Raw genomic sequence first — 24,174 nt, forward strand, 5'->3', positions numbered from 1 at the left:
AGGTTAAATGTAAGAGATATATGGGGAATTCCAAAAAATCATCAATCAAAATTCGATATTCATCATTGTATCCAGTACCTAGCTTTGGTTCACGCCACGCTCGCCACGGTGGTTCGCCACGTCCGCAGAGGAACGGTCCACGAATGACACGAATGTCACTAATGTGTTTTTTTCTAATCTCTCGCTTCTCGTTTCTAGGGTCTCAAAAACTCGGCGTTCACCATTAGATATTTTAATCAGGTAGTTGGTTTTTGTTCACGCTACGTCCGCCACGGTTGATCGCCAGGTCCGCAGAGGGATGGTCCACGAATGACACTAATGTCACTAATGTGTTTTTTTCTAATCTCTCGCTTCTCGTTTCTAGGGTCTCAAAAACTCGACGTTCACCATTAAATATTTTAATCAGGTAGTTGGTTTTTGTTCACGCCACGCTCGCCACGGTAGATCGCCAGGTCCGCAGAGGGTTGGTCCACGAATGACACGAATGTCACTAATGTGTTTTTTTCTAATCTCTCGCTTCTCGTTTCTAGGGTCTCAAAAACTCGGCGTTCACCAATTGATATATTAATCAAATAGTTGGTTTTTGTTCACGCTACGTCCGCCACGGTTGATCGCCAGGTCCGCAGAGGGATGGTCCACGAATGACACTAATGTCACTAATGTGTTTTTTTCTAATCTCTCGCTTCTCGTTTCTAGGGTCTCAAAAACTCGACGTTCACCATTGATATTTTAATCAGGTAGTTGGTTTTTGTACACGCCACGCTCGCCACGGTAGATCGCCAGATCCGCCGAGGGGTTGTCCACAGATTTCGCAGATTTTCACAGATTTTTTCCTTTTACATGAATCCCTGCTTGGTACTTGGGACATCTCCCCATCCTTCCTCTTTTTCGAACAAATCAAGGTTTAGGAACTACCCGCATCTGATGCGTGGCCGTATGCAAAGCTCCATACATATCGGTGGCTTGGATTTCTATGGTGTAGTCGCCTGCTGGAAGATTGCTTGGAAGCGCTGCTCTCCATAAGTGGTCCGTAAGTGCAGGATTGGAAGGCCTTCTTCCTGGCAATGCTGTTTGGGTGGTATCCCATTCCATGACTTCCAACCAAAAACTTGGATCCAAACTTTCAAAGTTGATCATGGGTTTCCATTCTCCACCATTGATTCGAAAAATGACTTTGTCTGTTGCCGCTCCAGTGAAGAAGTTGGCTACTAGTTGCGCAGTAGTGCGAACACCTTCTACCAAAATTTTTGGAGCATGCACTTGGATTTGGTAGTCAGCAGCTCTTCCGGCAGGCTTATAGCGAGCCGCATACTCTGATCCATCAATTTCCAGAAATACATAGCCTTTAGGGGATCCATCCCTCATCGTAGAGGCGGGCGTACCATTTGCCAAGATCTTGCCGCTATACCAATCACCCGATGGAGTACCTACATTGAAGTGATGGTGGGCCTTGCTTCCATAAAAACCATCTTCTTTACCGAAAAAAGTTTGTTTCATGTAATGGGTGTGTGCACTCATAGAAAGCGTATTGGCAAAGGGAGAGATCAACTCTAATAATTTTTCTCTATCAGCATCTCTAAAGCTGTCTCCATTTTCCTCAAACAAAGGGATATGCATCAATAATACCACTAATTTGTCCTTGGAAACGAGTTTGAGGTTGTTTTCCACAAAAGCTAATTGGTCTTCTCGTAATCCGCCCCAATATCCCTGTCCATCTCTTGGGTCAGGATACAAAATGTTTTCCAATACTATGAAGTGGGCATTTCCATGATTGAAAGCATAGGTGGCAGGACCAAAAGCAGCGGTGAAGGATTCATCGCTAAATTCGTCGGATGTGACGTCAAAATTCATATCGTGATTGCCCATGACATGAAACCAAGGAATACCTACTTTTTCGATAATTTCTTTGTAAGCATTGAAAAAGTCCGGCCGGTCACCCACAATGTCTCCTAAAGAAGCCCCAAAACTAACATCGGTGATTCCTTCTACTTCAGATACAATACCTTTTCTAAAGTAATCTAATTCATCCAAACTATAGGGCTGAGGGTCTCCAAATATCAAGGCAGTGAATTTCTCCGAAAAAGTGGTAGGCAGTAATGCAAAATCTACAGAGGAAGGTAGCGGGCCTGTAGGTGTCACTCCAGCATACTTCAAATTAGCAGGTGACCCATTAGGCTTATGAGTATAGAAAAACTGTGGAAGGTTATTTTTATCCACTGGAAGTTCGTGGGTGGATGGCTTGATTACAAAAACTGTTTGATGTTCTTTGATAGGTAATTCATAAGCTCCTTTGCTATCAGTCCGTACTACTTCAATTCCATTGGAAACAGCCACATTGGGAATCCCGTTTTCTCTGCGCTCTTTTTTTCCATTGCGGTTACTGTCTTCGAATACAAAACCTTTGACAGTTTGCTGGGCATGGAGTACATAGGCGAAAGTGAAAAAGACGGCTGTAAAAATTAATTTTCTCATGTTTTTTGTTGGTCAGGTTGGTAACATCAAAAGTAGGCTTATTTGAAGGAATGGAGTTTAAGGAAAGGTTAAGGATTTATTATAAAACGAGGGGTGTGGCAAAAATTAAATGTTTTTCATTTTAAAAACTAATTTCAAATAGAAGACCTTTTTAGGAGAATGACTTAAATAATAGGTTTTACATATTTAAACGCATGACTATGTATCCGTGGCTCTTTTTCGTTTAAAAAGCCTACTCACTATGTTCTAAAAACCTACTAATGTTTAGAGACGAATTTTTTATAATTATCTCAAAAACAATATTTTACAAAATTTTTCCTTGGATTGATTTCTACTTTCTAGTTCTACTTGCTTTTGTTAAACGATATCATGACTCTAATTTTATCACTGCCTAGAAAGAGAATTATTTTAACCAAACTAACCTTAAAATGATGATGTTGAAGATTTACAAAATTAAAAGACTATTACTACTTGCATGGTGCTTTTTTGGATTTCTGATTCTATTAAATAGTGCCAATGCTCAGGAGTCACTATTGGTTACAGGAACTGTAACCGATAAAGAAACTGGCGAACCATTAATTACTGCATTGATCTCTGTTAAAGGAGGTACTTCTGGGACTGCTGTGGACGCTAGTGGTAACTTTAGAATAAGCGTCGCACCAAATACTATACTAATCATTTCAAGCATTGGCTATAAAGCAAAGGAAATTATAGCTAATCAAGATCCATTAATTATTTCATTGGAACCAAATGAAGAGAGCTTAGATGAAGTAGTCGTTATTGGATATGGCCGTGTAAGAAAAAGCGACGCTACAGGAGCTGTTAGTTCTGTAAAACTAGACCCATTGAATAAAGGTTTAATATTAACACCCCAAGATGCACTGGTTGGAAAAATAGCAGGTGTAAATGTTGTTCCTGGTACAGGAGCTCCAGGCAGCGAAGGCATAATTAGGATACGGATGGGAGCATCATTATCTGCTTCGAATGACCCACTTATTGTGATTGACGGTGTGCCAATTGCTGGAAGCGCTCCCTTGAGTTCAATTAATCCCAATGATATTGAATCATTTACAGTATTAAAAGATGCCTCAGCAACAGCTATTTATGGTTCACGTGCCTCCAATGGTGTGGTAATCATTACTACCAAAAAGGGTGCCGCAAGATCAGGGAAACCCCAAGTGAGCTACACTGCTAACTTCATGGTAAACAGAGTATATGATTTTTTTGATGTTTTATCAGCTGATGAATACAGAGAGATATTTCCAGTAAAAGCAATTGCGCCAGAAGATTTTCAATTAGGTTCTGCTTCTACGGACTGGCAAAGAGAAATCTATCGTACTAGCTTTGGGACTGATCATAGCGTTTCATTAAGTGGGAATTCATTAAACGTTCCTTACAGGGTTTCACTTGGATATACAAATCAAGACGGAATAATTTCAGAAAATAATTTTCAAAGGAGTAATGTAAGCTTAGGGGTTTCTCCAAAGTTTTTTGATAGTCATCTTTCATTAGATATAAATTTCAAGGGGATATGGGAAAACGAAAGACCAATATCTACTGGAGTGATCGGAAGCGCAATATCCTTCGATCCAACAAGACCCGTTAGGGAACAGTATCCCAATAATATAGGACTTGGTTATTTTGTGTGGATGAACGAAGGAAACCCGATTTCTTTAGCACCTACAAATCCAGTAGCAAATCTTTTTCTTACTAGTAGACTGAACAAAGAGTTCAGAACCTTAGGGAATATAGCATTGGACTATGTTGTTCATGGTTTCGAGGATTTAAGGATTAATACTAATTTTGGTTACGATATCAGAAATCGAGATTTTAGTGAAATTATTCCTGATAATGCCCCTGCAACCTTTACATCTATAAGGAATGATGGTCGTGGAAGACAGCTTTTTTCAGAAAATCAGAATACAAATTTCATCTTTACTACCTATGCTAATTATAACAAGACTGTTAGAAATAGGAATAATTTTGACGCAATGGTTGGTTATGAATGGCAGAGGTTCTGGTATAGTATAAATCCCCAAAGCATCGTACGTGATGTAGTTGATACATCCGTACCTGATGAAGATGCGTTATATTTACTTTCATTTTTCACCAGGGTAAATTATTCAATAGGTTCAAAAATATTATTCACGGGAACCTTACGAGCAGATGGATCATCACGTTTTAGCCAAGAAAACCGTTGGGGATATTTTCCATCAGGAGCAGTTGCTTATCGTTTAACAGAAGAGGCTTTTATCAAAAATATTTCAGCAATTTCAGATTTAAAGTTTAGAGTCAGTTATGGCAAAACGGGTCAGCAAGATATTGGAGGATATCATCCATCATTAGCCACTTATACTGTATCAACAAATGCTCAACGATATTTATTCGGAAATGAATGGATAAATATGATGAGACCAAATGGGTATGATCCAAATATTAGGTGGGAAACTACTTCTACATACAATTTAGGTTTTGACTTTAGTCTATTTAAGGATTATGTTTTTGGTAGTATTGATGCGTATCATCGTACCACAAACGATCTTCTTAATAGGATAGCGGTACCTGCTGGGAGTAATTTTACAAATATTATTGAAACCAATATTGGCAGTATGCGAAACCAAGGAGTTGAATTTGCTCTAGGAGGCACTCCAATAAAAAAGAATAATCTTGAATGGACTATTAGTGGGAATTTCACTTATAATAAAGCAACCATCACAAAACTCAACACCATTGATACAGAAGACAATTTTGTAAAAACTGGAACCATAAGCAGACGCGATTTTCAGATTCATAAAGTGGGTCATACTCCCAACACCTTCTTTTTACTACAACAGGCATATGATGATAACGGAAACCCATTAGAAGGACAGTATATCGGCAGGGATGGAGCAATAACTTCTAGTGAACAGGATGCAAACAAGTATGTTACAGGAAAAAGCTCTTTACCTCCATACTTCTATGGTATAAGTACAAGGGTAACATACAAATCTTGGGACTTCGGAATGAATGGACATGGAAGCTTTGGGAATTATGTTTTAAATTATCAACAAGCTGGCCAAACTCTTATGTCACTATTTAGCTCAGAGGGAGTCTCTAGCAATATTTCAAGGCAAGCACTAGATCGTGGATTTACAATGGAACGTTATTTTTCTGATATGTTTTTAGAATCGGGCTCATTTTTTAGGTTTGATAATATTACAGCTGGTTATACGATTAATAACATATGGAAAGAGGGCAGTATGTTAAGACTTGCATTAAGTGCCCAAAATATGTTACTTCTAACACGCTACTCAGGAGTAGATCCTGAAATTTTTAATGGTCTTGATAACAATGTTTATCAACGTCCGAGAATATTTACCTGTTCTATCAATTTTAACTTCTAATTCGACAAATAGCCATGAAAAGATTTAATTATTTACCATTTATCGCTGTAATACTCTTATCTACATTCACAACTGGTTGTTTCAAGGACTTGGATACCTTACCCCTTAACGATCGACAATTAATTAGTGAACAGGTTTATGCAACCGAACAGGGATATTTAGCTGTTTTAGCCAAGATTTATGGATCGCTTATATTGAATGGTCAGGATGGGCCTGATCGAGATGGTGATCTTGGGGGTTTGGATGTTGGATATAGTGGATACACTCGTGCCATTTTTTATTTGCAGGAATGTTCCACTGATGAGGTAGCTCTTCATGCTGGAAGCTCGCAGGGATCTAGAGATTTCTTGTTCGTTAATTGGAATCCTTCTACACCTATTTTGCAATATGCCTACTATAGACTTTATATGACCATTGCGTATTGTAATGAATTTTTGAGGGAATCCACAGATGAAAAATTACAAGCAAGAGGTCTATTGGATCAAATGAGGTCAAATATAGAGTACTATCGCTCAGAGGCTAGATTTATTCGTGCATATAGTTACAGTATGATATGTGACTTGTATGGATCAGGGCCATTTATAGATGAATCAATGCCTGTAGGTGTGATACCTCAACAACGCTCTCGTGCTGAAATATATAATTTTGCAGTAAATGAATTAGAGGAAATTAAAGATAAACTTAAGTTGCCGGGTACCAACGATTATGGAAGGGTCGATCAGGTAGCAAGCTGGTTCTTATTAGCACGTATTTACCTAAATTCAGAAACTTGGGTTGGACAACCAGAATATCAAAAAGCATATGAATATGCATCCATGATAATCAATAATGGTCAATACCCACTTGCTTCTGACTGGCGTCATATTTTCCTTGCGGATAATAATACCTGCAAAGAAATAATTTGGCCATTGGTGCAGGACGGAGAGTATACCATCAACAGTGCAGGCACAAATTTTCTAATGAAAGCATTAAATAATGGCCGTATGAGCAATTTTTATGTGACTGGAATAGGTGCACGTAGCTGGGGAAGTGCAAGAGCAAAAACTCAATTAGTGGAAAAATTCTCTCCTAGCGATCAAACTTTCGACATTGAAGATACTTGGGGAGATAAAAAAGCTGATAAGCGAGCTCAATTTTTCACAGAAGGCCATACCAAAGAAACTTGGAGAAGTAATCAACCTTTTATAAATGATTTCACGAATGGCTATGCCATAATAAAATGGCGTAATGTCAATAAGAACAGAGAAGATCTTGTGCCTGGCGGAACAACATATTCCTACATTGACTATCCTATGTTTAGAACTGCGGATGCATACCTTATGGCTGCTGAAGCGATCTTAAGGGGAGCAGATGGTTCACGAGCTGTAGCGTTAGAATATGTTAATGAAATTAGGGATCGAGCCTATTTATCAGGAAGCTATGGTAATGATAAATCAGGCCGAATTTCCGATGCTGAGCTAACTTTGGACTTTATATTAGATGAAAGAGCAAGAGAGCTTTATACCGAATCAGTAAGGCGCACAGATTTAATTAGGTTTAATAAATTTACAAAAGGGTATAATTGGGATTGGAAAGGTAGTGACGGAACTGCAAACAATTTTTTAGGAAGAGATGTGGATGATAAATTCAAGCTTTTCCCAATCCCAGATAATGAGTTTACTGTAAATCCAAACTTAACACAAAACCCAGATTTCAGATAATTTATTTATCTCAAAAGTAATTATTAATCAAAAGGTGAAAGAATGAAAATATCTCATAATTTAAGAAGACTATCTTTAATATTTTGGATACATGTATTTATTCCAAATATATTAGTTAATGCGCAAGATGTTCGCAAAGAAATTTTTTCAACTATTGAAAAATCAGGTGGAGTTAATTTTGCGTATACAATACCAAATGACATTGAAGCCAATGTGCCACCCACTGGATATGAGCCTTTCTATATCAGTCATTTTGGGAGACATGGGTCACGTTATCTTGTTAGTGATAAGGAGTATTTGAAGGTTATAAATGTTTTTGAAAAGGCAGATAGCGAACAAATACTTACCCCACTTGGTCAGGATGTTTTTAACCGATTAAAAATTATCTATAGTCAAGTGGAAGGAAATGGCGGAGAACTTACTCCTTTAGGAAAAAGACAAATGAATGAAATATCTGAGAGGATGTTTGAAAAATACCCTAATGTATTCATTCAGAATGCACAAATTACAGCGGTCTCTACAACAGTAGGGCGTTGTATAAATAGTATGGAATTGTTTTGTGAAGGATTAAGGGAAAAGAATCCTGTTTTAAATATAAACATGGATTCACATGAAAACCATATGGACTATTTAAATCATCATACCAGTCAGGCTGTTCAGTTTCGTTACGCAAAAGACACCTGGCTACCTGAATATGAGTTGTTTGAAGAATCACATATTATACCAGATAGGTTAATTAAATCCCTTTTTCTTAGTGTGGAACACTTGGGGCCTGAGTTTAAGCCAAGCTCATTCATGTTTGATTTATTCGAAATTGCTGGGAATATGCAAAATACAATGATTGATATTTCACTTTACGATTTGTTTCAAAAAGAAGAGCTATACAATCTTTGGCAAGCCAAAAATTATCAGCTTTATGTGAAATATGGTAATGCTGCTATTAATGGAGGCATGATGATGGAAAATGCAAAGCCCCTGCTTAATGATATTTTAAATAAAGCAGAGAATATTATTTCAAAGAATGAGGTTGGCGCTTCTTTTCGGTTTGGGCATGACGGTAATATTGTTCCACTAGCTATGTTACTTCATATTCAAGGAACCTACAATAGCGTTGCTAACCCTCAAGATTATGCTAATTTTTGGAATGATTTTAAAGTTGCTCCAATGGCTGCTAATATACAAATGGTTTTTTACCGACATCCTGAAGTGAAAGATGTGTTAGTTACTTTTTTATATAATGAGCAAACAGTGAGTGTACCTCCAATTGAAACTTCTCTTTTTCCGTTTTACAAATGGTCGGATGTAAAAACATTTTACCAGTCCTTACTTCAAAAGCCAAGTAAAGTGCCAACATCCTAAATTATAAATGATTGAAAATAGGCAGGTTACAACTTTAAATTCATAAAATAGATCTAAAAAATAAGTTAAAAGATCATCTTCAGTAAAGATTATTCGAGTTCAGTTTATACCTGATAGTAAGTATTGAAACCTTATTTATGGACTTGTATTTTCAATCATTGTTGACAGGTAGCAAGTGAAGGATATAAGATTTATTCATATAATGGAAATTAATAATCACCTATCTTCATGTCTAAACATGAAGATAGGGACAGATTAGGACGCTTTAATTCAATGAAAGTTTAAAGTAAAAGTATAAGATGGTAATTAGATATTAGGTTTGATTCAGTAAATTAGATGAGCAATGAATTGTATAAATTTTCGATTCTTATAACTTAGCACTTCTTGTAAAAACCAAAATTCCTCCTAACCATTGGATTTACTCCACTTCAAACAATTTGAAAGTTATATGTTAAGCAGAAAAAGAAAATTACCTATAGTCTTATTTTTTTTCTTAGCATTTCTTTGTTGCCATTACTCTGCATTTGCATCTCTTTCCAATCTTGATTCACTAATCAAGGCTATTGATAGTGCAATAGAAAATAAAGACTTTTTTACTAAACGAAAAGAAACAAAAATTGATAGTCTACATGCTGCTTTGGCAATATTTACTGATAAGAATAGAAAATACGAAGTTAATTCATTTCTTTTTAAAGAATTAGAGCACTACGACTTAAATCGTGCTCTAAATGTTGCGAAAGAAAAACGAAAACTTGCCTTACAGCTTGGTGACAAATACCATATTGAGCAATCCCAAATGAATGTCGCTGAAATGCTTGGTAAAATGGGGATGTATAAGGAGGCATTCGAAATTTTAGATACCATTGATGTTGCGATAATTGATAAAAATAACAAGCAGTATCTTTACCACATTTACCATTCTACTTATTCTCTTTTGTATCAAAGTTCTTTATCTGATGAAGAGAGACAAAAGTATATACGGTATGTTTATCAATATAAGGACTCCTTGTTACAAGTGCTTGATAAAAGTAAATTAAATTATCAGCTGGTTTATACCGCTCGTCTTTTGGATTATGGCCATTATGACTCTGCCTTGGAATACATATTAGGAGCATATCCAAATTATTTGGAACAAAAAGATAACTTTTCCTTTGATTATACATTGGCCTCAGTATATGAGGCTATGGGCAATACTAACTTACAAAAAGAATATCTGGCTAGGGCTGCATTGCAAGATTTAATGAAGCCAGTTAAAAGTTATATAGCCCTTCGTAAATTGGCTATTATTTTGTTTCAAGAAGGAGATGTAAGTCGCGCCTACACTTATATTAAATGTGCGATGGAAGATGCACATTTTGCAAAAGCTCGATTTCGTATGATTGAAATCTCAGAAACTTTACCCATCATTACCGCTGCATACGAGCAACAGGTGAATGCTGAAAAAAGAAATCTTCGTAAATTACTTTACTTTAGTTTGGTCTTAGTAGCATTTTTATTGTTGATTTCTTTTATTGTGTTACAACAAATAAGAAAATTAAAAAAGGCTGAAATAAAGTTAAAAAATAAGACTAGAGAAATTTCAATAATGAATGATCAACTCAAAAGTTTGAATGATCAACTTGCGGAGTCAGATCATGTAAAGGAAGTCTATATAGGTTATGTATTTGATATCTGCTCGTCATATATAAATAAGCTGGAAAACTTCAGACTAACAGTTCACAAAAAGTTACGTTCTCAAAAAATTAACGATGCTATTCTTTTCACAAGTTCAACTAAATTATTTTCCGATGAGCTTAAGGAATTCTATCAAAGTTTCGATGCTATATTCCTCGGGATTTTCCCAAATTTCATAGATGATTTTAATGCTTTGCTCAGGGATGATAAACGTATTTTTCCTAAAGGAAATGAGATACTTACTCCAGAGTTGAGGGTATTTGCTTTGATAAGACTTGGTATTAGTGATAGTGGTAAAATTGCTTTAATTCTTCACTATTCACCTCAGACAGTTTACAATTATAAACTAAAGTTGAAAAATAAAGCTAAATCATCCAAAGAAGATTTTTTCACGAGCTTACAAAAGATTGGAAGGTGATTTTTGATGTTTTTTTCAATTAAAAAGTTCTAAGAAATAATAATGGGTTTCCATTCTCCACCATTGATTCGAAAAATGACTTTGTCTGTTGCCGCTCCAGTGAAGAAGTTGGCTACTAGTTGAGCAGTAGTGCGAACACCTTCTACCAAAATTTTTGGAGCATGTACTTGGATTTGGTAATCAGCAGCTCTTCCGGCAGGCTTATAGCGAGCCGCATACTCTGATCCATCAATTTCCAGAAATACATAGCCTTTAGGGGATCCATCCCTCATCGTAGAGGCGGGCGTACCATTTGCCAAGATCTTGCCGCTATACCAATCACCCGATGGAGTGCCTACATTGAAGTGGTGGTGGGCCTTGCTTCCATAAAAACCATCTTCTTTACCGAAAAAAGTTTGTTTCATGTAATGGGCATTTCCATGATTGAAAGCATAGGTGGCAGGACCAAAAGCAGCGGTGAAGGATTCATCGCTAAATTCGTCGGATGTGACGTCAAAATTCATATCGTGATTGCCCATGACATGAAACCAAGGAATACCTACTTTTTCGATAATTTCTTTGTAAGCATTGAAAAAGTCCGGTCGGTCACCCACAATGTCTCCTAAAGAAGCCCCAAAACTAACATCGGTGATTCCTTCTACTTCAGATACAATACCTTTTCTAAAGTATTCTAATTCATCCAAACTATAGGGCTGAGGGTCTCCAAATATCAAGGCAGTGAATTTCTCCGAAAAAGTGGTAGATAGGATGCAAATTTTTTTTGTATTTCAGCTTAGAGACGGAACGTATGCAGTTGGGAGTCTGCGTCCTTGATGGCCCAATCCTACCAGCCCCTTGTAGACTCAGTCTTGAATCAAAGGCTCCAAGCCAAATCTGCGTCTGTTCGGACTGATCCCTGAACCAATTGGATTGAAAAATGGCATTACATTTTACTAATAGGAGGTTCTTCTTTGCCCAGTAACTCTGCAATAGATGCTTCTAAATCAACTCTGAATTTCCCAATAAAACGATTTCCGAGGTACTCAAGAAATATTCAGGATAATACCATTCATAGAAACATCCATCATTGTGAAACCTTTTGCACCAAAACTACTAAAGGCCCTTCTTGCTTTCAATTCAGTAGTTGGGTAGTTGATAATAACATGCGATATGGGAAGGAATTTAGATTATCGGGGTCAAAACTCGCAACGTTTTATATGAAATTTTTTTTGGATTTTTGTTTAAGGTACTGAAAGTTGCATTAGTCAAGCTCTTCCATCGTCACAACAGCAACATCCTTTCTCTGCACGTCTTTCAATGGTTCTACCATGGATTTGGGGTAAGTAAATCCTTCTTCTGTAAGTGGATATAACAATGGTGCAAGGTTGTTTACAGCCGCTTTGATTCCTTGCATGATGGCTCCCATGTTACCGGTTTGCTTGGATAATTTAGCTTCATTTTCGATTTCAAAGGGACCTGCAAAACCTTGTTGTTGCAATACTTCTACAAAAGCCCTCCAATCTAAATGATCCCCCAAGCCAAAGCCTGGCAAAGTTGCTTCATACTGATGCCGATCCCAAGGATTACTAGAGATCGGCACACCTGCTTGAGCGGCCAATTCAGGATTAACTCGTTGCATGGCATACATGTTCCCCCAATAAGGATCAGAACTGTTCCTAGTAGATTTGACATGAATTCGCTTGAGCCTTTGCATATCGGTATGTTTGATAACTTCAATGGGATCCGTATGCTGCCAGATATCGTGGGAAGGATCGTAGATTTCCCCGTGATTGTTGTAAGGGATTAATTCATACATCAATTTGCGGGCAGCTAATACGCCTGGTAAATTATTGTACGTCCCCCAATAACCAGACGACCTCCAGCCTTCCATAGGACAGTTTTCATAAAGAATGGTGACCCCCAAGTCATCTGCGTAGCGAATGATGGGTTCAAATACCTTTTGGTACTCCAAGAGGTTCTTTTCAAAGCCATTTTCCTGAACCCCCAACTCATGGTTGTAGCCCACAAAAGTTCCAACTTTTACATCATTTTCGTCTCCTCCCAACAAATACGCTATCCGTATCAGGCGAAGTAGATGGTTTTGATTGTGGCGTCGCTGCACAGGATCTCCGCCGATTAGATTTTCGAAGGCGCCAATAGATAATCTTAAATTGGCAGCATTAAACTTCTCGAGGATTGCTTGTGCAGCAGGAGTATCAAAATTTAGGTAATCCAAATGAGTCGCTACAAAGTCATCCCTAGTCCCATCCTTTCGAAATACACATAAGTCCAATCCTTGCACACCTGCTTCCTGTGCTTTAGTGACTGTTTGGTCTAACGAAAGTTGATCAAAAGTTGAACTCATGATCCAAATTTGATTGTGCATATATATTCGATGGTTGATATTAAGCGAATTTACTTTCCTTCCAGCAAAATCAAAAGCCTCCGAAGTCAAAACCCTTCCATCCATCAGAACATTCGAACAAAATCCATTCAAAATCAGTATTTTTACATAAAATATGTTATTCAACTATGAAAAAATCAAGAATACTAAGTTTACTGGTAGCAGGATTACTGGGTTTTTCTGCAGTCTCCTGTGCAGATAAAGACCCCTCCATTACAGCTGAAAAAGACCCTTTTGCAGTAAGTTCTGAAAAACTTGACTTCAAAATAGATACACTTTACACGGACTTCATCAGCCCTTGGGGCATGACTTGGTTGCCAGATGGGAAAATGTTGGTAGTAGAACGTGCTGGCGAAATGCTGATCTTTGAAAATGATGTATTTACAGGAAACAAGGTGAGCGGACTTCCTGCGGTGCGTGAAATCAATCAAGCGGGATTGCTGGATGTTACTTTACACCCAGACTATGCGTCCAATGGCTGGATTTATTTGGCATACGCGAGAACACAAGGAGATGGAGAAGTATTGGTGATCGGGCGTGGAAAACTATCCGGAACCAATTTCACCGATTATGAAGATATCTATGTCTGCGGTCCAGAATGGAAAGGCGGGAGACATTTCGGGTCTAGAATTGTATTTGACAATGATGGATACCTATTCTTCTCTAATGGAGACAAAGGATCCAGACCGATGAATGCACAAGAATTGGACAATGACCATGGAAAAGTCCTTCGCTTACATGACGATGGAAGGATTCCTGCTGACAATCCGTTTGTGAATGAGCCTAATGCCAAAGGTGCTATCTGGAGTTATGGCAATAGGAATATTCAGGGAATGGTTTATGATAAAGCCAACAATAGGCTTTGGGCAGTAGAACATGGTCCTAAAGGTGGTGACGAGTTGAATTTGATCGAAAAAGGTAAAAACTATGGATGGCCGGTGATTTCCTACGGCATCAATTATGATGGCAGCATCTTGACTGAGCTTACAGAAAAAGAAGGCATGGAGCAGCCTGTGACCTATTGGGTTCCTTCCATTGCCACTTGTGGCATGGCCTTAGTTACTTCTGATAAATACCCTACTTGGAAAGGGAATCTTTTAGTTGCTGGATTGGCAGGAATGCAGGTAGCACGACTGGAGTTGGATGGTGCAAAAGTAACCCATGAAGAGACTTTATTGAAAGATATCGGACGCGTACGTCAAGTATCCCAAAGCCCTGATGGTTATATTTACGCCTTGGTAGAAGCTACCGGCCTATTGGTGAAATTGATTCCTCAAAGCTGATTGTAGTCTATCAATTCTATTTATGCAAAAGGAGGTCTATTGACCTCCTTTTACTATTTGTACGGAATCCTAATATTGGTTTTAATTCTTCCCCGACTTCCCCTGCTCCTTCTGTAATTGCAGCAACTCTTCCTGCAAAAGTTTTAACTGCTGCTGCCACTCTTTCATTTTCTGCTCATTTTCCTTTTGCCAATTCTTTAACTGTTCTTGGAGTTCTTCTAAAGCAGGTTTATTTGATTCTTGCCACTCCTTAATTTTTTGCTGGTTTTCCTTCTGCTTAGCTAGTAGCTGTTTTTGAAGTTCTTCAAACGTTGTTTTGAAAGATTCTTGCTGCTCCTTAAACTTTTGTTCATTCTCCTTTTGTTTAGCTTTGAGCTGTTTTTGTATTTCTTCTAAAGAGGAGGTTCCAGGATCTTTAAAGTAAAAACTCAATCCATTCTGATTCATTTTCAGACTATCCGAAAATAGATTTTTAATCCCAAGAGAGTCAATAGTATAACTAAAATTATGAGTCTCACGAATTTCTTTTCCATTGAAAAGACTATTCTTTTGGAAACTCTGGAAATCAAAAGTTTGTCTCTTACTTAGTGAGTCTACCTTGAAAAAAGGAAATACTACAACACTGTCTGCTTTTACTATTTTTGCATGTAGATTTTTTGAATCCCATACCAAGGTATCAGACAACCCATGAATTATGAAGCTTTGTACCTTACGAGAGCTTTTGGTAGTATCACTTGGTGTGCCTAGAGTTCCTAACCCATTTAAAGTTGGAATAGAAATAGGCTTTAACGGCTTGATAGAAATCGGTTTAAGCTGCAAATCAGGTATGGGTTGAAAAGAAACCTGAGGTAATGAGGCAAAACCATTCAGGTTGGATAAACCAGATAAATCTATAGAGGGTATTAGGCTTACAGGCTCGAAAGAAACAATCGGCATATTACTGAAGTCAGGCCATTCAAAGGATAACATTTTGATAGGCATATCTGATGGATAATCCATTTCAATGTCGACTGTAGGCACTGCACCTGGTTCCCTAAGGTAGATAGTGAGCGTATCTGGAATTGGAGGAATAGTATCCCTTAGCTCAAGAAGCTCTGCAAATAGTTGTTTTACGCTAACTTCCTCGTTCAAATTTGAAGGCAGACTATTGACCGGTTGGTTCATCCCCAAGAGGAAAACGGAAATAATGATGGTTGTAATCATGGTACATGTGGTTAAAGTAGTTGGTTGAGAAGGGGAACTGTGAACTCCCAGTAATTTTTTGATTCGTTCTAAGGTTGGATGTTTGGATTTGCTAGCAGCCAAAGCAAATTCAGGGACTGCGTGATGTTGCTGAAAGGCAGCCGCAGTGGCTAGACCATAGGCCAACTCTTTGGGAGCTACCCCATGGGCAATTGCCCACTCATCCGCGGCTAATTCCCGTTGTCGTCGGATTTCGGTAGTAATCCACCAACAGATCGGATGGAAAAAGAAGATATTTTCTGTCATTACCTGCAAGAAATTCCATAGGTAATCTCTTCGCTTGATATGTGCGAGCTCATGCATCAGAATTGCTTCTAACTGACAAGGATTCATTTGTAAGAGTAGTGCTGCGGGAATAAGGATGATGGGTTTCCATACCCCAAATGTTAAGGGGACACTAACAAACTTGCTACTGTAAATACCCACCAGAGAACTGAGTTTTGTAGTTTTCAAAACACGATCAAAAAGCTCTTGCCACTGCTCATCCAATTGCTCCACAGGCTTTTGACGTAGATTTCTGAGGCTACTCCAACCCATAAAGGTTCTTAACAAGAAAAGAATAAGACCGAATATCCATCCTTTTACAATTAACAGAAGGTAAGGACTCATATACTTTTCTAAGTAGGTGATGGTATGAGTATTGGAAGGATTGTCAGCTTCCATAAATGTGGAGCCCAAAACAGCTTCGGATGCAACTTTGGAAGTGAAACTTTCGATAGTCTTTTCAAAGGTCAAGTCAATATGCCAGGTAAAAGTGATGGCAGCAATCAAAGGAATCAATCCTAAACAAATCATACCAGCTATGTATTTCTTTGTCGCAGATAGATTTTTTCCAAAAAAGAGTAGTCCCCAAAAAAATAATCCCACCACTGTGATTTGCCAAATGGAATGAATCAACATCCATCCAAAGGCCTCTTGAATTTGAGGAGCGATCAATCCAGTGTACAGTCCCATTAGTTCATTTTTTCCATGTGATCCAAAAACGCCCGAATCTCATCAATTTCTTCCTGAGTCGGTTTCCCTTGACCAAGTGCCTGTAATACTAAATCTTTGGAAGAACCTGCAAAAGCTGCAGAAACAAAACTCTTGATCAAGGTTTTCTGTGTATCTTCTTGCGCTACCGCAGGATAATAAATATGTGTACGATTGGCTTCATCCCGTCCCAACATGCCTTTGCTATGCATAATTTGCATAATCTTTAGGGTAGTAGTGTAACCAGTCTCCTTGGTTTCAGCCAACTTTTCGTGGATTTCCCGAACAGTCGCTTTTCCCAATTGCCAGAGCAATGATAAAATTTCTAACTCAGCCTCAGTGGGTTTGCCTTCCATAGTTCTACGATTTTATTCGTACAAATATATACGATAAAAATCGTAGACAAAATTTTTTTAGAATTTTTTACTTTAATTGTTAGCTTGCATCATGTGTTTAATAACCTTTAATTGGGACAATCACCCAACATACAAACTAATTTTAGTGGCCAATAGAGATGAGTTTTTCGACAGGCCATCTCAGGAAATCCATCCATGGGAAGAAGGTTTTTACGGTGGAAAAGACCTCCGCGCAGGCGGTACTTGGCTTGCTATGCATCCCAATGGCAGATTTGCATTCCTGACCAATTATCGGGATATGCGGAATATCAAACCCGATAGCAAAAGCCGTGGAGAATTGGTGCAAAACTATCTCAATTCATCCATTCCTCCAGTCGACTATCTTCAATACTTGGAGTCTCAAGGGGATGATTTTGAAGGGTTCAACTTGATCGTAGGTGACCCGTCCGGTGCTTATTACCTGTCGAACTATAATCAAGGGATACATTTATTAACACCGGGCCTGTATGGGTTAAGCAATGCCTTACTGGAAACCCCTTGGCCCAAGCTTACCTTAGCTAAAGAAGGTTTGAAAAAACTGATTGCATCAGAAAATTTCGATCCAATTTCCATGATGCCAATACTTCACTCTAGAGTAGTTGCTCCGGACGAAGAGTTGCCCGAGACTGGTTTAGGCTTGGCAAGAGAGCGATTGATGAGCTGCCAGTTTATTCATGCTGAAGGGATTTACGGAACAGTTAACACTACTGTCTTGTTATGGAAGCATACAGGGGAGGTAACCATGGTGGAGAGGACATTTGATCAATTAAAAAATACCCACTCAGATACTAGCCTTCAATTTGATGTAATAAAAAACTGAGGTCGTGAAAGAAATTTTGGATGTATTGATTGTAGGGGGAGGCCCGATTGGACTAGCCTGTGGGATTGCCTGTGAAAAAGCCAATATTAATTATCTGATCGTTGAAAAAGGTGTGCTGACCAATTCCTTATTCAACTACCCCCTAAATATGACTTTTTTCTCTACGTCGGAAAAACTGGAAATGGGAGAAATTCCCTTTATGTCTGTATCTCATAAGCCTACCCGTACGGAGGCGTTGGAATATTATCGGAGGGTTTTTCAAAAGTGGAAACTAAAAGTACACCTGTACGAAGAAGTAAACATATTAAATAAAACATCATCTGGGATATTTGAGGTCATCACCAATAAAGGCAAGTATGCTGCTCATAATATTGTGATGGCTACGGGATTCTATGATTTACCAAACCTGATGAATGTTCCGGGCGAAGATCTTCCAAAAGTCAGCCATTATTACAAAGAACCTTGGCCGTACATAGGTCAGGAAGTCTTGGTAGTAGGCGGAGCAAACTCAGCTGTGGATGTGGCACTGGAGGTTTGGAGAAAAGGAGGTCATGTTACTATGGCATTGAAAGGAGATGGAATAGATGCCAATGTCAAATACTGGGTTAAACCAGATATAGAAAATCGCATCAAAGAAGGTTCCATCAAGGCGTATACCAACAGTCTAGTGAAGGAAATTCGGGAAAAAGAAGTAGTGCTCGATACTCCTGAGGGGGAAGTGACTATTCCAAACGACTTTGTTCTTGCCATGACAGGCTATGTGCCAAATTTTGCTTTATTGGACCAATTAGGAGTAGAACTCAGTTTGGATGAAAAACGCCAACCATGTTACGACCCCAACAATCAAGAATCCAATATTCCAGGTGTCTATTTAGCTGGGGTAGTCTGTGGGGGATTAAATACCCGTGAATTTTTCATAGAAAATTCTATCGTCCACGCTCAGCAAATCGTCAATCATATCAAAGAAAAAGTTTCTCGCTGATTAAACGGATCGAACAGATTACAAACAGGTCAAAGTGTGGGTTTTCGTACTTGTGAAATCCAATGAAAAGCATTAAAATTAAATAGCTGTCTACATCTGATTGATCAGATAGTATCAATTATCTACGTTAAATCTGTCAAATCCACTAAATCTGCGAGAGACCAGCGAGCTACCGAGCGTCATTCAAGTACCTTTTAAACTCCTCGAAATCATTTCCCATACGACTGCTTTTCACTTCTTTTGATAGGAAGGCTTGTAGGCGATTGGGTAGTTGGATGGACTCCTGGAGCACTTCTTCTACGGTGGATTGGAACTTACCAGGATGAGCAGTTTCTAGGAATATACCTTGAAACTCTTCTCCTTTTTCTTTCAAAAACTTTTTCAACCCCAAGTACCCCACCGCTCCATGAGGATCCATAAGGTAGCCTGTAGCAGCCTTTACTTCTCGCATAGCAATTGCTGTTTCCTCATCAGAAAAATAATAACCGACGACCCTTGATTTGAGTAGTTCCTCATCGTTGCCATACAAATCAAGCAAGCGATAAAAGTTACTTGGATTTCCTACATCCATGGAATTGCTAATCGTTGATAAAGAAGGTATGGGGTCAAAAATCCCTGAATCCAAAAACTCCGGCACTACCTTGTTTACGTTGGTGCTGGCTACAAATATATCAATCGGTAATCCCATTCTTTCTGCCAAAATTCCCGCCCCAAGGTTACCAAAATTTCCACTAGGTACAGATACAGCTATTTTTTTTTCTTTATCCAGCAATTGAGCCCAGGCATGGAAATAATACAGACATTGGGGAATCCAGCGGGCAATATTGATGGAATTGGCAGAAGTCAGTAGCATCTCTTGATTCAACTCTGTATCCAAAAATGCTTCTTTGACCAGCCGTTGACAGTCGTCAAATACACCAGCTACTTCCAAGCAGTGAATATTTTCGCCAAGGGTAGTAAACTGCTTTTCCTGTAATTTGGAGACTTTTCCTTGAGGGTATAAAATAATCACCTCTACTCCTGGTACTTTATAAAACCCATTGGCTACAGCAGAACCTGTATCACCTGATGTGGCGACCAACACCCGAACAAGCCGAGATTCGTCTGTCATGAGCATAGACATAAGTTTGGAGCAAAATCTTGCACCGACATCTTTGAAAGCCAAAGTAGGCCCATGAAATAATTCCAACGTATAAATTCCATCTTCCACCTGTACCAATGGGGTGTCGAATGAAAGCGTATGCTCCACCAATTGTTTGATTTGATCCTCCGTAAGGTCATCTTTAAACAAAGCCCGTATAACTTCTACTCCCATTTCTTGAAAGCTCATAAAGGGAAGTTCCTGGAAAAACTCTGCAGGCATCAGCGGGATGTGTTCAGGCATATAAAGTCCTTGATCAGGTGCTAAGCCTTTGATAACAGCTTCCTTGAGCGAAACAACGTGTTCTGGATTATTTGTACTGTAAAATTTCATAGTGCTTTCAACAATTTACTATACTTATTCAAGGCTGATTACATAAGCCCCTACCGGATTTACATCTGCAACAGAGATATCTACTCCCAAACCTATGGAAGCATACAGTTCTTCAGCTTTTTTAGCGACTAACTCGGCAATTTCTTGACTTTCTGATAGGACAAACAAAGTCGGACCTGATCCGGAGATTCCTGAGCCCAAGGCTCCTACTTTTTGAATAGCCTCCCGCAATTCGTAGAAACCAGGAATTAACAGAGCACGGTATGGTTCTGCAATCACATCTTTCAAAGACCTCCCAAGCAATTTCAAATCCGAAGTGTACAAGGCAGAAATCAATCCTGCAATATTCCCAGATTGCACGACTGCATCCTGCAAAGAAATTTGTCTCCTCAAAACAGAGCGTGAGTCTGCCGTTCGCAATTCAATATGCGGATGAATGAGCGTAGTATATAAACCTTCCGGAACAGGAAGTTTGACAATGTCCAAGGGAGCATAATCCCGGATTAACACAAATCCCCCCAAAATTGATGGGGCTACATTATCCGCATGTGCCGCCCCACAGGCAACCCGCTCTGCCTCCATGGCAAATGGTACCAATTCCGATTTCGTAAATGGACTCCCCATCAATTCATTGACGGCCATCAAGGCAGCAGCAGCACTTGCGGCAGAAGATCCCATACCTGAACCTAGTGGCAAGCCTTTAATCAGAGAAATCTCTAAGCCTTGATCAGAGCTTAAGCGATCTAAAAAAGCCTGGATTGCCACTGTGCAGGTGTTTTTCTCAGGCTCTGTTGGAAGTCTCCCACCGTCTCCGGTGATGGATACCACCCGCAGTCCAGGCTCCTCACTCAAGGCAACCCGTACTTGATCACCCATTTCCCCGATAGCAAAGCCCAAAATATCAAATCCACAGGAAACATTCGCGACGGTAGCAGGCGCAAAGGCAGTTACTGCTTTCATATGTTATCTAGTAAAGTTTCCTAAGCGAATCACATCTGCAAATACCCCAGCGGCAGTAACATCGGCTCCAGCTCCGGGTCCACGGATAATCATCGGGAAATCATGGTATCTCTCCGTTGTAAATAAGATCATGTTATCACTTCCTTTAAGCGTATAAAACGGATGCGAGCTGTCCAAGGAATTGAGTCCAACTTTTGCTTTTCCATTTTCCAAAGTGGCCATAAAACGCAGTTTTTTGCCAGCTTCTTGAGCTTCAGCCAATAAGTTAGTAAAAGCTGCATCATGGGCTTTTAATTTAGCAAAAAACTCTTCCACATCTTTGGTTTCCACACAATTATCAGGTACCATACTTTGAATGGCGATATCCTCGAAGTGCAAATCCTGTTCTGCTTCTCGTCCTAAAATCAAAATTTTCCTACCTACATCCATTCCGCTCAAATCATCTCTTGGATCAGGCTCGGTATACCCTTTGTCCTTGGCTTGCCTGACGACTTCCGAAAATGGCAATCCTTTTTCAAATTCAGAGAAAATAAAATTCATCGATCCACTGAGTACAGCTTCGATTTTCAAGACCTTATCACCACTCAACATCAAATCCTGCAAGGTGTTGATAACAGGAAGTCCAGCTGCTACATTGGTTTCATACAAAAACTTGACACCTCTTTTATACGCTAGTTTCTTCAAAGACTTATACTTGGCTAAGTCCCCTGAGTTTGCCTTTTTATTTGGCGTAACAATGGCAACTTTTGCCTCCAATACTCTATCGTATAAATCCGCGACATCTTGGCTTGCCGTGCAGTCCACAAAAACTGAATTGGAGAAGTTCATCGACTCCATCTGTGCAATAAATGCCTCCAAGTTCATTGGCTTTGCGCCCACAGCATCCTGAGGTTCAGGACAGTTTTTCAGATTGAATCCATCTTCGTGGAAAGCCATAAAACGAGAATTAGCGATTCCGTGGATTTGAATATCCAGATCATTTTCCCGTTGCAACTTTTCTTGCTGGCTTGCTATCATTTTGATCAATGCCTTCCCTATCAAGCCAACACCCACCAAAAACACGTGTAAGACCTTATTATCCGACAAGAAGTATGCTTCATGCAAGGCATTGAGGGCCTTCTGTAAGTCAGTTTGAGAAACTACCGCCGAAATATTCAGCTCCGAACTCCCTTGGGCAATGGCATATACGTTGATATTGTTTTGACCTAAGGCTTGAAACATCCTGCCACTGGAACCTGGATTATGCTTCATATTTTCACCGACAACTGCCACAACCGCCATATCGGCTGTGAGCAATACAGGATCCATTTCTCCATTTTTTATTTCTGGAAGAAACTCCTGTTCAATAGCTTCTTTCGCTTTTTGTGCCTCACTGCTCCGGACAGCCACACATATACTGTGTTCGGAGGAAGCTTGACTGATCAAAATAACATTCACCCCTGCATCAGCCAATCCTCCAAAAACACGTCTACTCACACCTACGACTTCAATCAATCCAGCTCCTTGAATATTTAGCAAGGAAATGCCGGACATAGATGAAACGCCCTTGATGATTTGACCTGAGGGATCGTCCCCATTAATTAAAGTACCCGCATTTTCGGGTTCAAAAGTATTTTTGATGAAAATAGGGATCCCTTTTTTCATCGCGGGCTGCATGGTAGCAGGGAAAATCACTTTCGCTCCAAAATGAGACAACTCCATGGCCTCATTGTAGGTCAATTGAGGAATGGTGAAGGCGGTATAAACCAAGCGAGGATCAGATGTCATCACACCGGATACATCTGTCCATATTTCCAAGGAAGTAGCATTCAAAGCCGAAGCAAAAATTGCTGCTGTATAATCCGAGCCACTTCTACCCAAGGTCGTTGTTTCACCTTTATCAGAGGAAGCAATAAAGCCGGTGATTACTTTTAAGCCGGGATGTTGATGGAAAAAATCAGCTATCAAGTCATTGGTAACATGAAAGTCTACTTTGGCATTTCCAAAACGATTATTGGTGCGAATCACCTCGCGGGCATCTACAAATACCGAATCAAAACCTTCTACTTTCAAGGCTTCTGCCAAAATAAATGCCGAAAGTCGCTCTCCAAAGCTTGCAACATAATCCAAGGTCCTTGGAGAACACTCTTTGATCAAGTAAATCCCGTGAAACACATCCTCCAATTCATTGAAACGAACCTTCACATAAGTTAAAACGGAGGATTGATGTTGAACAGGAATAAGGCTTTTTAATATTTCGTAGTGTCTTTCTTCCAAGGCTTTCAACTCTCCCACATACGAACGGTCACTTGCATTGGCTTTTTGTGCACATGTCAACAAAATCTCCGTCACCCCGCCAAATGCAGAAAAAACAACTGCAAACTCTCCAAGAGCTTTTTGTTCTTGCAGGATACTAAACACCTTTCGGATATTAGTGGCATTGGCTACTGACGAACCTCCAAACTTTAAAATTTTCATAAATGCGTGATTTTTGACTATATATTATGACAGAGAACCTTCAAATAAAGGCCTATACAATTGGGGCTATATGATTGATAGAACGGGCTCAGCCCGTGGTGGTAGTGAAAAAGAACATGGTGGTACCCATGAATACCATGCAGCCTTCGGAGTTTTTCCCGAATCCTATCTCATTAGGTATATATTGAGCTGCAAACATC

At 39.2% G+C, this 24,174-nt stretch carries 15 protein-coding genes; 7 read left to right on the forward strand and 8 right to left on the reverse strand.

Going from position 1 to position 24,174, the window contains the following annotated elements; genetic code table 11:
- Positions 1–897 precede the first annotated feature (897 nt).
- Positions 898–2,472 carry a calcineurin-like phosphoesterase C-terminal domain-containing protein gene (locus IPZ59_RS07995; protein WP_236139346.1) on the reverse strand — a complete coding sequence of 525 codons (1,575 nt, stop codon included), beginning with the start codon at positions 2,470–2,472 and terminating at the stop codon, positions 898–900.
- 428 nt (positions 2,473–2,900) lie between these two features.
- Here IPZ59_RS07995 and IPZ59_RS08000 point away from each other — a divergent pair, with 428 nt between their 5' ends.
- The 4 genes from IPZ59_RS08000 (at position 2,901) to IPZ59_RS08015 (ending at position 11,006) form a co-directional block, all read left to right on the forward strand.
- Positions 2,901–5,855: a SusC/RagA family TonB-linked outer membrane protein gene (locus tag IPZ59_RS08000; protein ID WP_236139347.1), complete on the forward strand. Its 2,955-nt coding sequence runs from the start codon at positions 2,901–2,903 to the stop codon at positions 5,853–5,855.
- A 14-nt stretch (positions 5,856–5,869) separates the two neighbouring features.
- Complete coding sequence (locus IPZ59_RS08005) at positions 5,870–7,555, forward strand: RagB/SusD family nutrient uptake outer membrane protein (RefSeq protein ID WP_236139348.1); 1,686 nt, start codon at positions 5,870–5,872, stop codon at positions 7,553–7,555.
- 42 nt (positions 7,556–7,597) lie between these two features.
- A complete protein-coding gene (locus IPZ59_RS08010) occupies positions 7,598–8,914 on the forward strand; it encodes a histidine phosphatase family protein (protein WP_236139349.1) in 1,317 nt (438 codons plus the stop codon).
- A 448-nt stretch (positions 8,915–9,362) separates the two neighbouring features.
- Entirely contained in the window at positions 9,363–11,006 is a 1,644-nt protein-coding gene (locus IPZ59_RS08015) for a DUF6377 domain-containing protein (protein WP_236139350.1), read from the forward strand.
- A gap of 29 nt (positions 11,007–11,035) precedes the next feature.
- Here IPZ59_RS08015 and IPZ59_RS08020 read toward each other — a convergent pair whose 3' ends face one another.
- The gene (locus IPZ59_RS08020) at positions 11,036–11,719 is read right to left on the reverse strand and encodes a calcineurin-like phosphoesterase C-terminal domain-containing protein (RefSeq protein WP_236139351.1); all 684 of its coding nucleotides are present in this window, start codon (positions 11,717–11,719) and stop codon (positions 11,036–11,038) included.
- 527 nt (positions 11,720–12,246) lie between these two features.
- Entirely contained in the window at positions 12,247–13,371 is a 1,125-nt protein-coding gene (locus tag IPZ59_RS08025) for a sugar phosphate isomerase/epimerase family protein (protein ID WP_236139785.1), read from the reverse strand.
- Positions 13,372–13,517: 146 nt separating this feature from the next.
- On the opposite strand from IPZ59_RS08025, the gene IPZ59_RS08030 reads away from it, so the two are divergent.
- Positions 13,518–14,672 (forward strand): PQQ-dependent sugar dehydrogenase, encoded by a 1,155-nt coding sequence (locus tag IPZ59_RS08030; RefSeq protein ID WP_236139352.1) that lies wholly within the window; start codon positions 13,518–13,520, stop codon positions 14,670–14,672.
- Between the two features lie 81 nt (positions 14,673–14,753).
- On the opposite strand, the gene IPZ59_RS08035 is transcribed toward IPZ59_RS08030, so the two are convergent.
- Both IPZ59_RS08035 and IPZ59_RS08040 read right to left on the reverse strand, forming a co-directional pair.
- Positions 14,754–16,868: a M56 family metallopeptidase gene (locus IPZ59_RS08035; protein ID WP_236139353.1), complete on the reverse strand. Its 2,115-nt coding sequence runs from the start codon at positions 16,866–16,868 to the stop codon at positions 14,754–14,756.
- Positions 16,868–17,242, reverse strand: a complete 375-nt coding sequence (locus IPZ59_RS08040; RefSeq protein WP_236139354.1) for a BlaI/MecI/CopY family transcriptional regulator — start codon at positions 17,240–17,242, stop codon at positions 16,868–16,870. The genes IPZ59_RS08035 and IPZ59_RS08040 overlap by 1 nt, the downstream gene beginning before the upstream one ends.
- 91 nt (positions 17,243–17,333) lie before the next feature.
- Between IPZ59_RS08040 and IPZ59_RS08045 the strand changes: the two genes are divergently transcribed.
- Positions 17,334–18,101, forward strand: a complete 768-nt coding sequence (locus tag IPZ59_RS08045; RefSeq protein ID WP_236139355.1) for an NRDE family protein — start codon at positions 17,334–17,336, stop codon at positions 18,099–18,101.
- A 4-nt stretch (positions 18,102–18,105) separates the two neighbouring features.
- Positions 18,106–19,083, forward strand: coding sequence for a YpdA family putative bacillithiol disulfide reductase (locus IPZ59_RS08050; protein ID WP_236139356.1), 978 nt, complete (start codon positions 18,106–18,108; stop codon positions 19,081–19,083).
- A 169-nt stretch (positions 19,084–19,252) separates the two neighbouring features.
- On the opposite strand, the gene thrC is transcribed toward IPZ59_RS08050, so the two are convergent.
- The 3 genes from thrC to thrA are packed head-to-tail and all read right to left on the reverse strand — an operon-like array spanning position 19,253 to position 23,974.
- On the reverse strand, positions 19,253–20,557 hold the full coding sequence (gene thrC, locus IPZ59_RS08055; RefSeq protein ID WP_236139357.1) for a threonine synthase: 1,305 nt from the start codon (positions 20,555–20,557) through the stop codon (positions 19,253–19,255).
- Between the two features lie 24 nt (positions 20,558–20,581).
- Complete coding sequence (locus tag IPZ59_RS08060; RefSeq protein WP_236139358.1) at positions 20,582–21,517, reverse strand: homoserine kinase; 936 nt, start codon at positions 21,515–21,517, stop codon at positions 20,582–20,584.
- A 3-nt stretch (positions 21,518–21,520) separates the two neighbouring features.
- Complete coding sequence (gene thrA / locus IPZ59_RS08065) at positions 21,521–23,974, reverse strand: bifunctional aspartate kinase/homoserine dehydrogenase I (protein WP_236139359.1); 2,454 nt, start codon at positions 23,972–23,974, stop codon at positions 21,521–21,523.
- Positions 23,975–24,174 lie beyond the last annotated feature (200 nt).

It is taken from the genome of Mongoliitalea daihaiensis, from assembly GCF_021596945.1.
Lineage (GTDB): Bacteria > Bacteroidota > Bacteroidia > Cytophagales > Cyclobacteriaceae > Mongoliitalea > Mongoliitalea daihaiensis.

Coding starts and splice junctions, on each gene's coding strand:
- IPZ59_RS07995 (WP_236139346.1), bottom strand. CDS start 2,472: ATGAGAAAATTAATTTTTACAGCCGTCTTTTTCACTTTCGCCTATGTA.
- IPZ59_RS08000 (WP_236139347.1), top strand. CDS start 2,901: ATGATGATGTTGAAGATTTACAAAATTAAAAGACTATTACTACTTGCA.
- IPZ59_RS08005 (WP_236139348.1), top strand. CDS start 5,870: ATGAAAAGATTTAATTATTTACCATTTATCGCTGTAATACTCTTATCT.
- IPZ59_RS08010 (WP_236139349.1), top strand. CDS start 7,598: ATGAAAATATCTCATAATTTAAGAAGACTATCTTTAATATTTTGGATA.
- IPZ59_RS08015 (WP_236139350.1), top strand. CDS start 9,363: ATGTTAAGCAGAAAAAGAAAATTACCTATAGTCTTATTTTTTTTCTTA.
- IPZ59_RS08025 (WP_236139785.1), bottom strand. CDS start 13,371: ATGCACAATCAAATTTGGATCATGAGTTCAACTTTTGATCAACTTTCG.
- IPZ59_RS08030 (WP_236139352.1), top strand. CDS start 13,518: ATGAAAAAATCAAGAATACTAAGTTTACTGGTAGCAGGATTACTGGGT.
- IPZ59_RS08035 (WP_236139353.1), bottom strand. CDS start 16,868: ATGGGACTGTACACTGGATTGATCGCTCCTCAAATTCAAGAGGCCTTT.
- IPZ59_RS08040 (WP_236139354.1), bottom strand. CDS start 17,242: ATGGAAGGCAAACCCACTGAGGCTGAGTTAGAAATTTTATCATTGCTC.
- IPZ59_RS08045 (WP_236139355.1), top strand. CDS start 17,334: ATGTGTTTAATAACCTTTAATTGGGACAATCACCCAACATACAAACTA.
- thrC (WP_236139357.1), bottom strand. CDS start 20,557: ATGAAATTTTACAGTACAAATAATCCAGAACACGTTGTTTCGCTCAAG.
- IPZ59_RS08060 (WP_236139358.1), bottom strand. CDS start 21,517: ATGAAAGCAGTAACTGCCTTTGCGCCTGCTACCGTCGCGAATGTTTCC.
- thrA (WP_236139359.1), bottom strand. CDS start 23,974: ATGAAAATTTTAAAGTTTGGAGGTTCGTCAGTAGCCAATGCCACTAAT.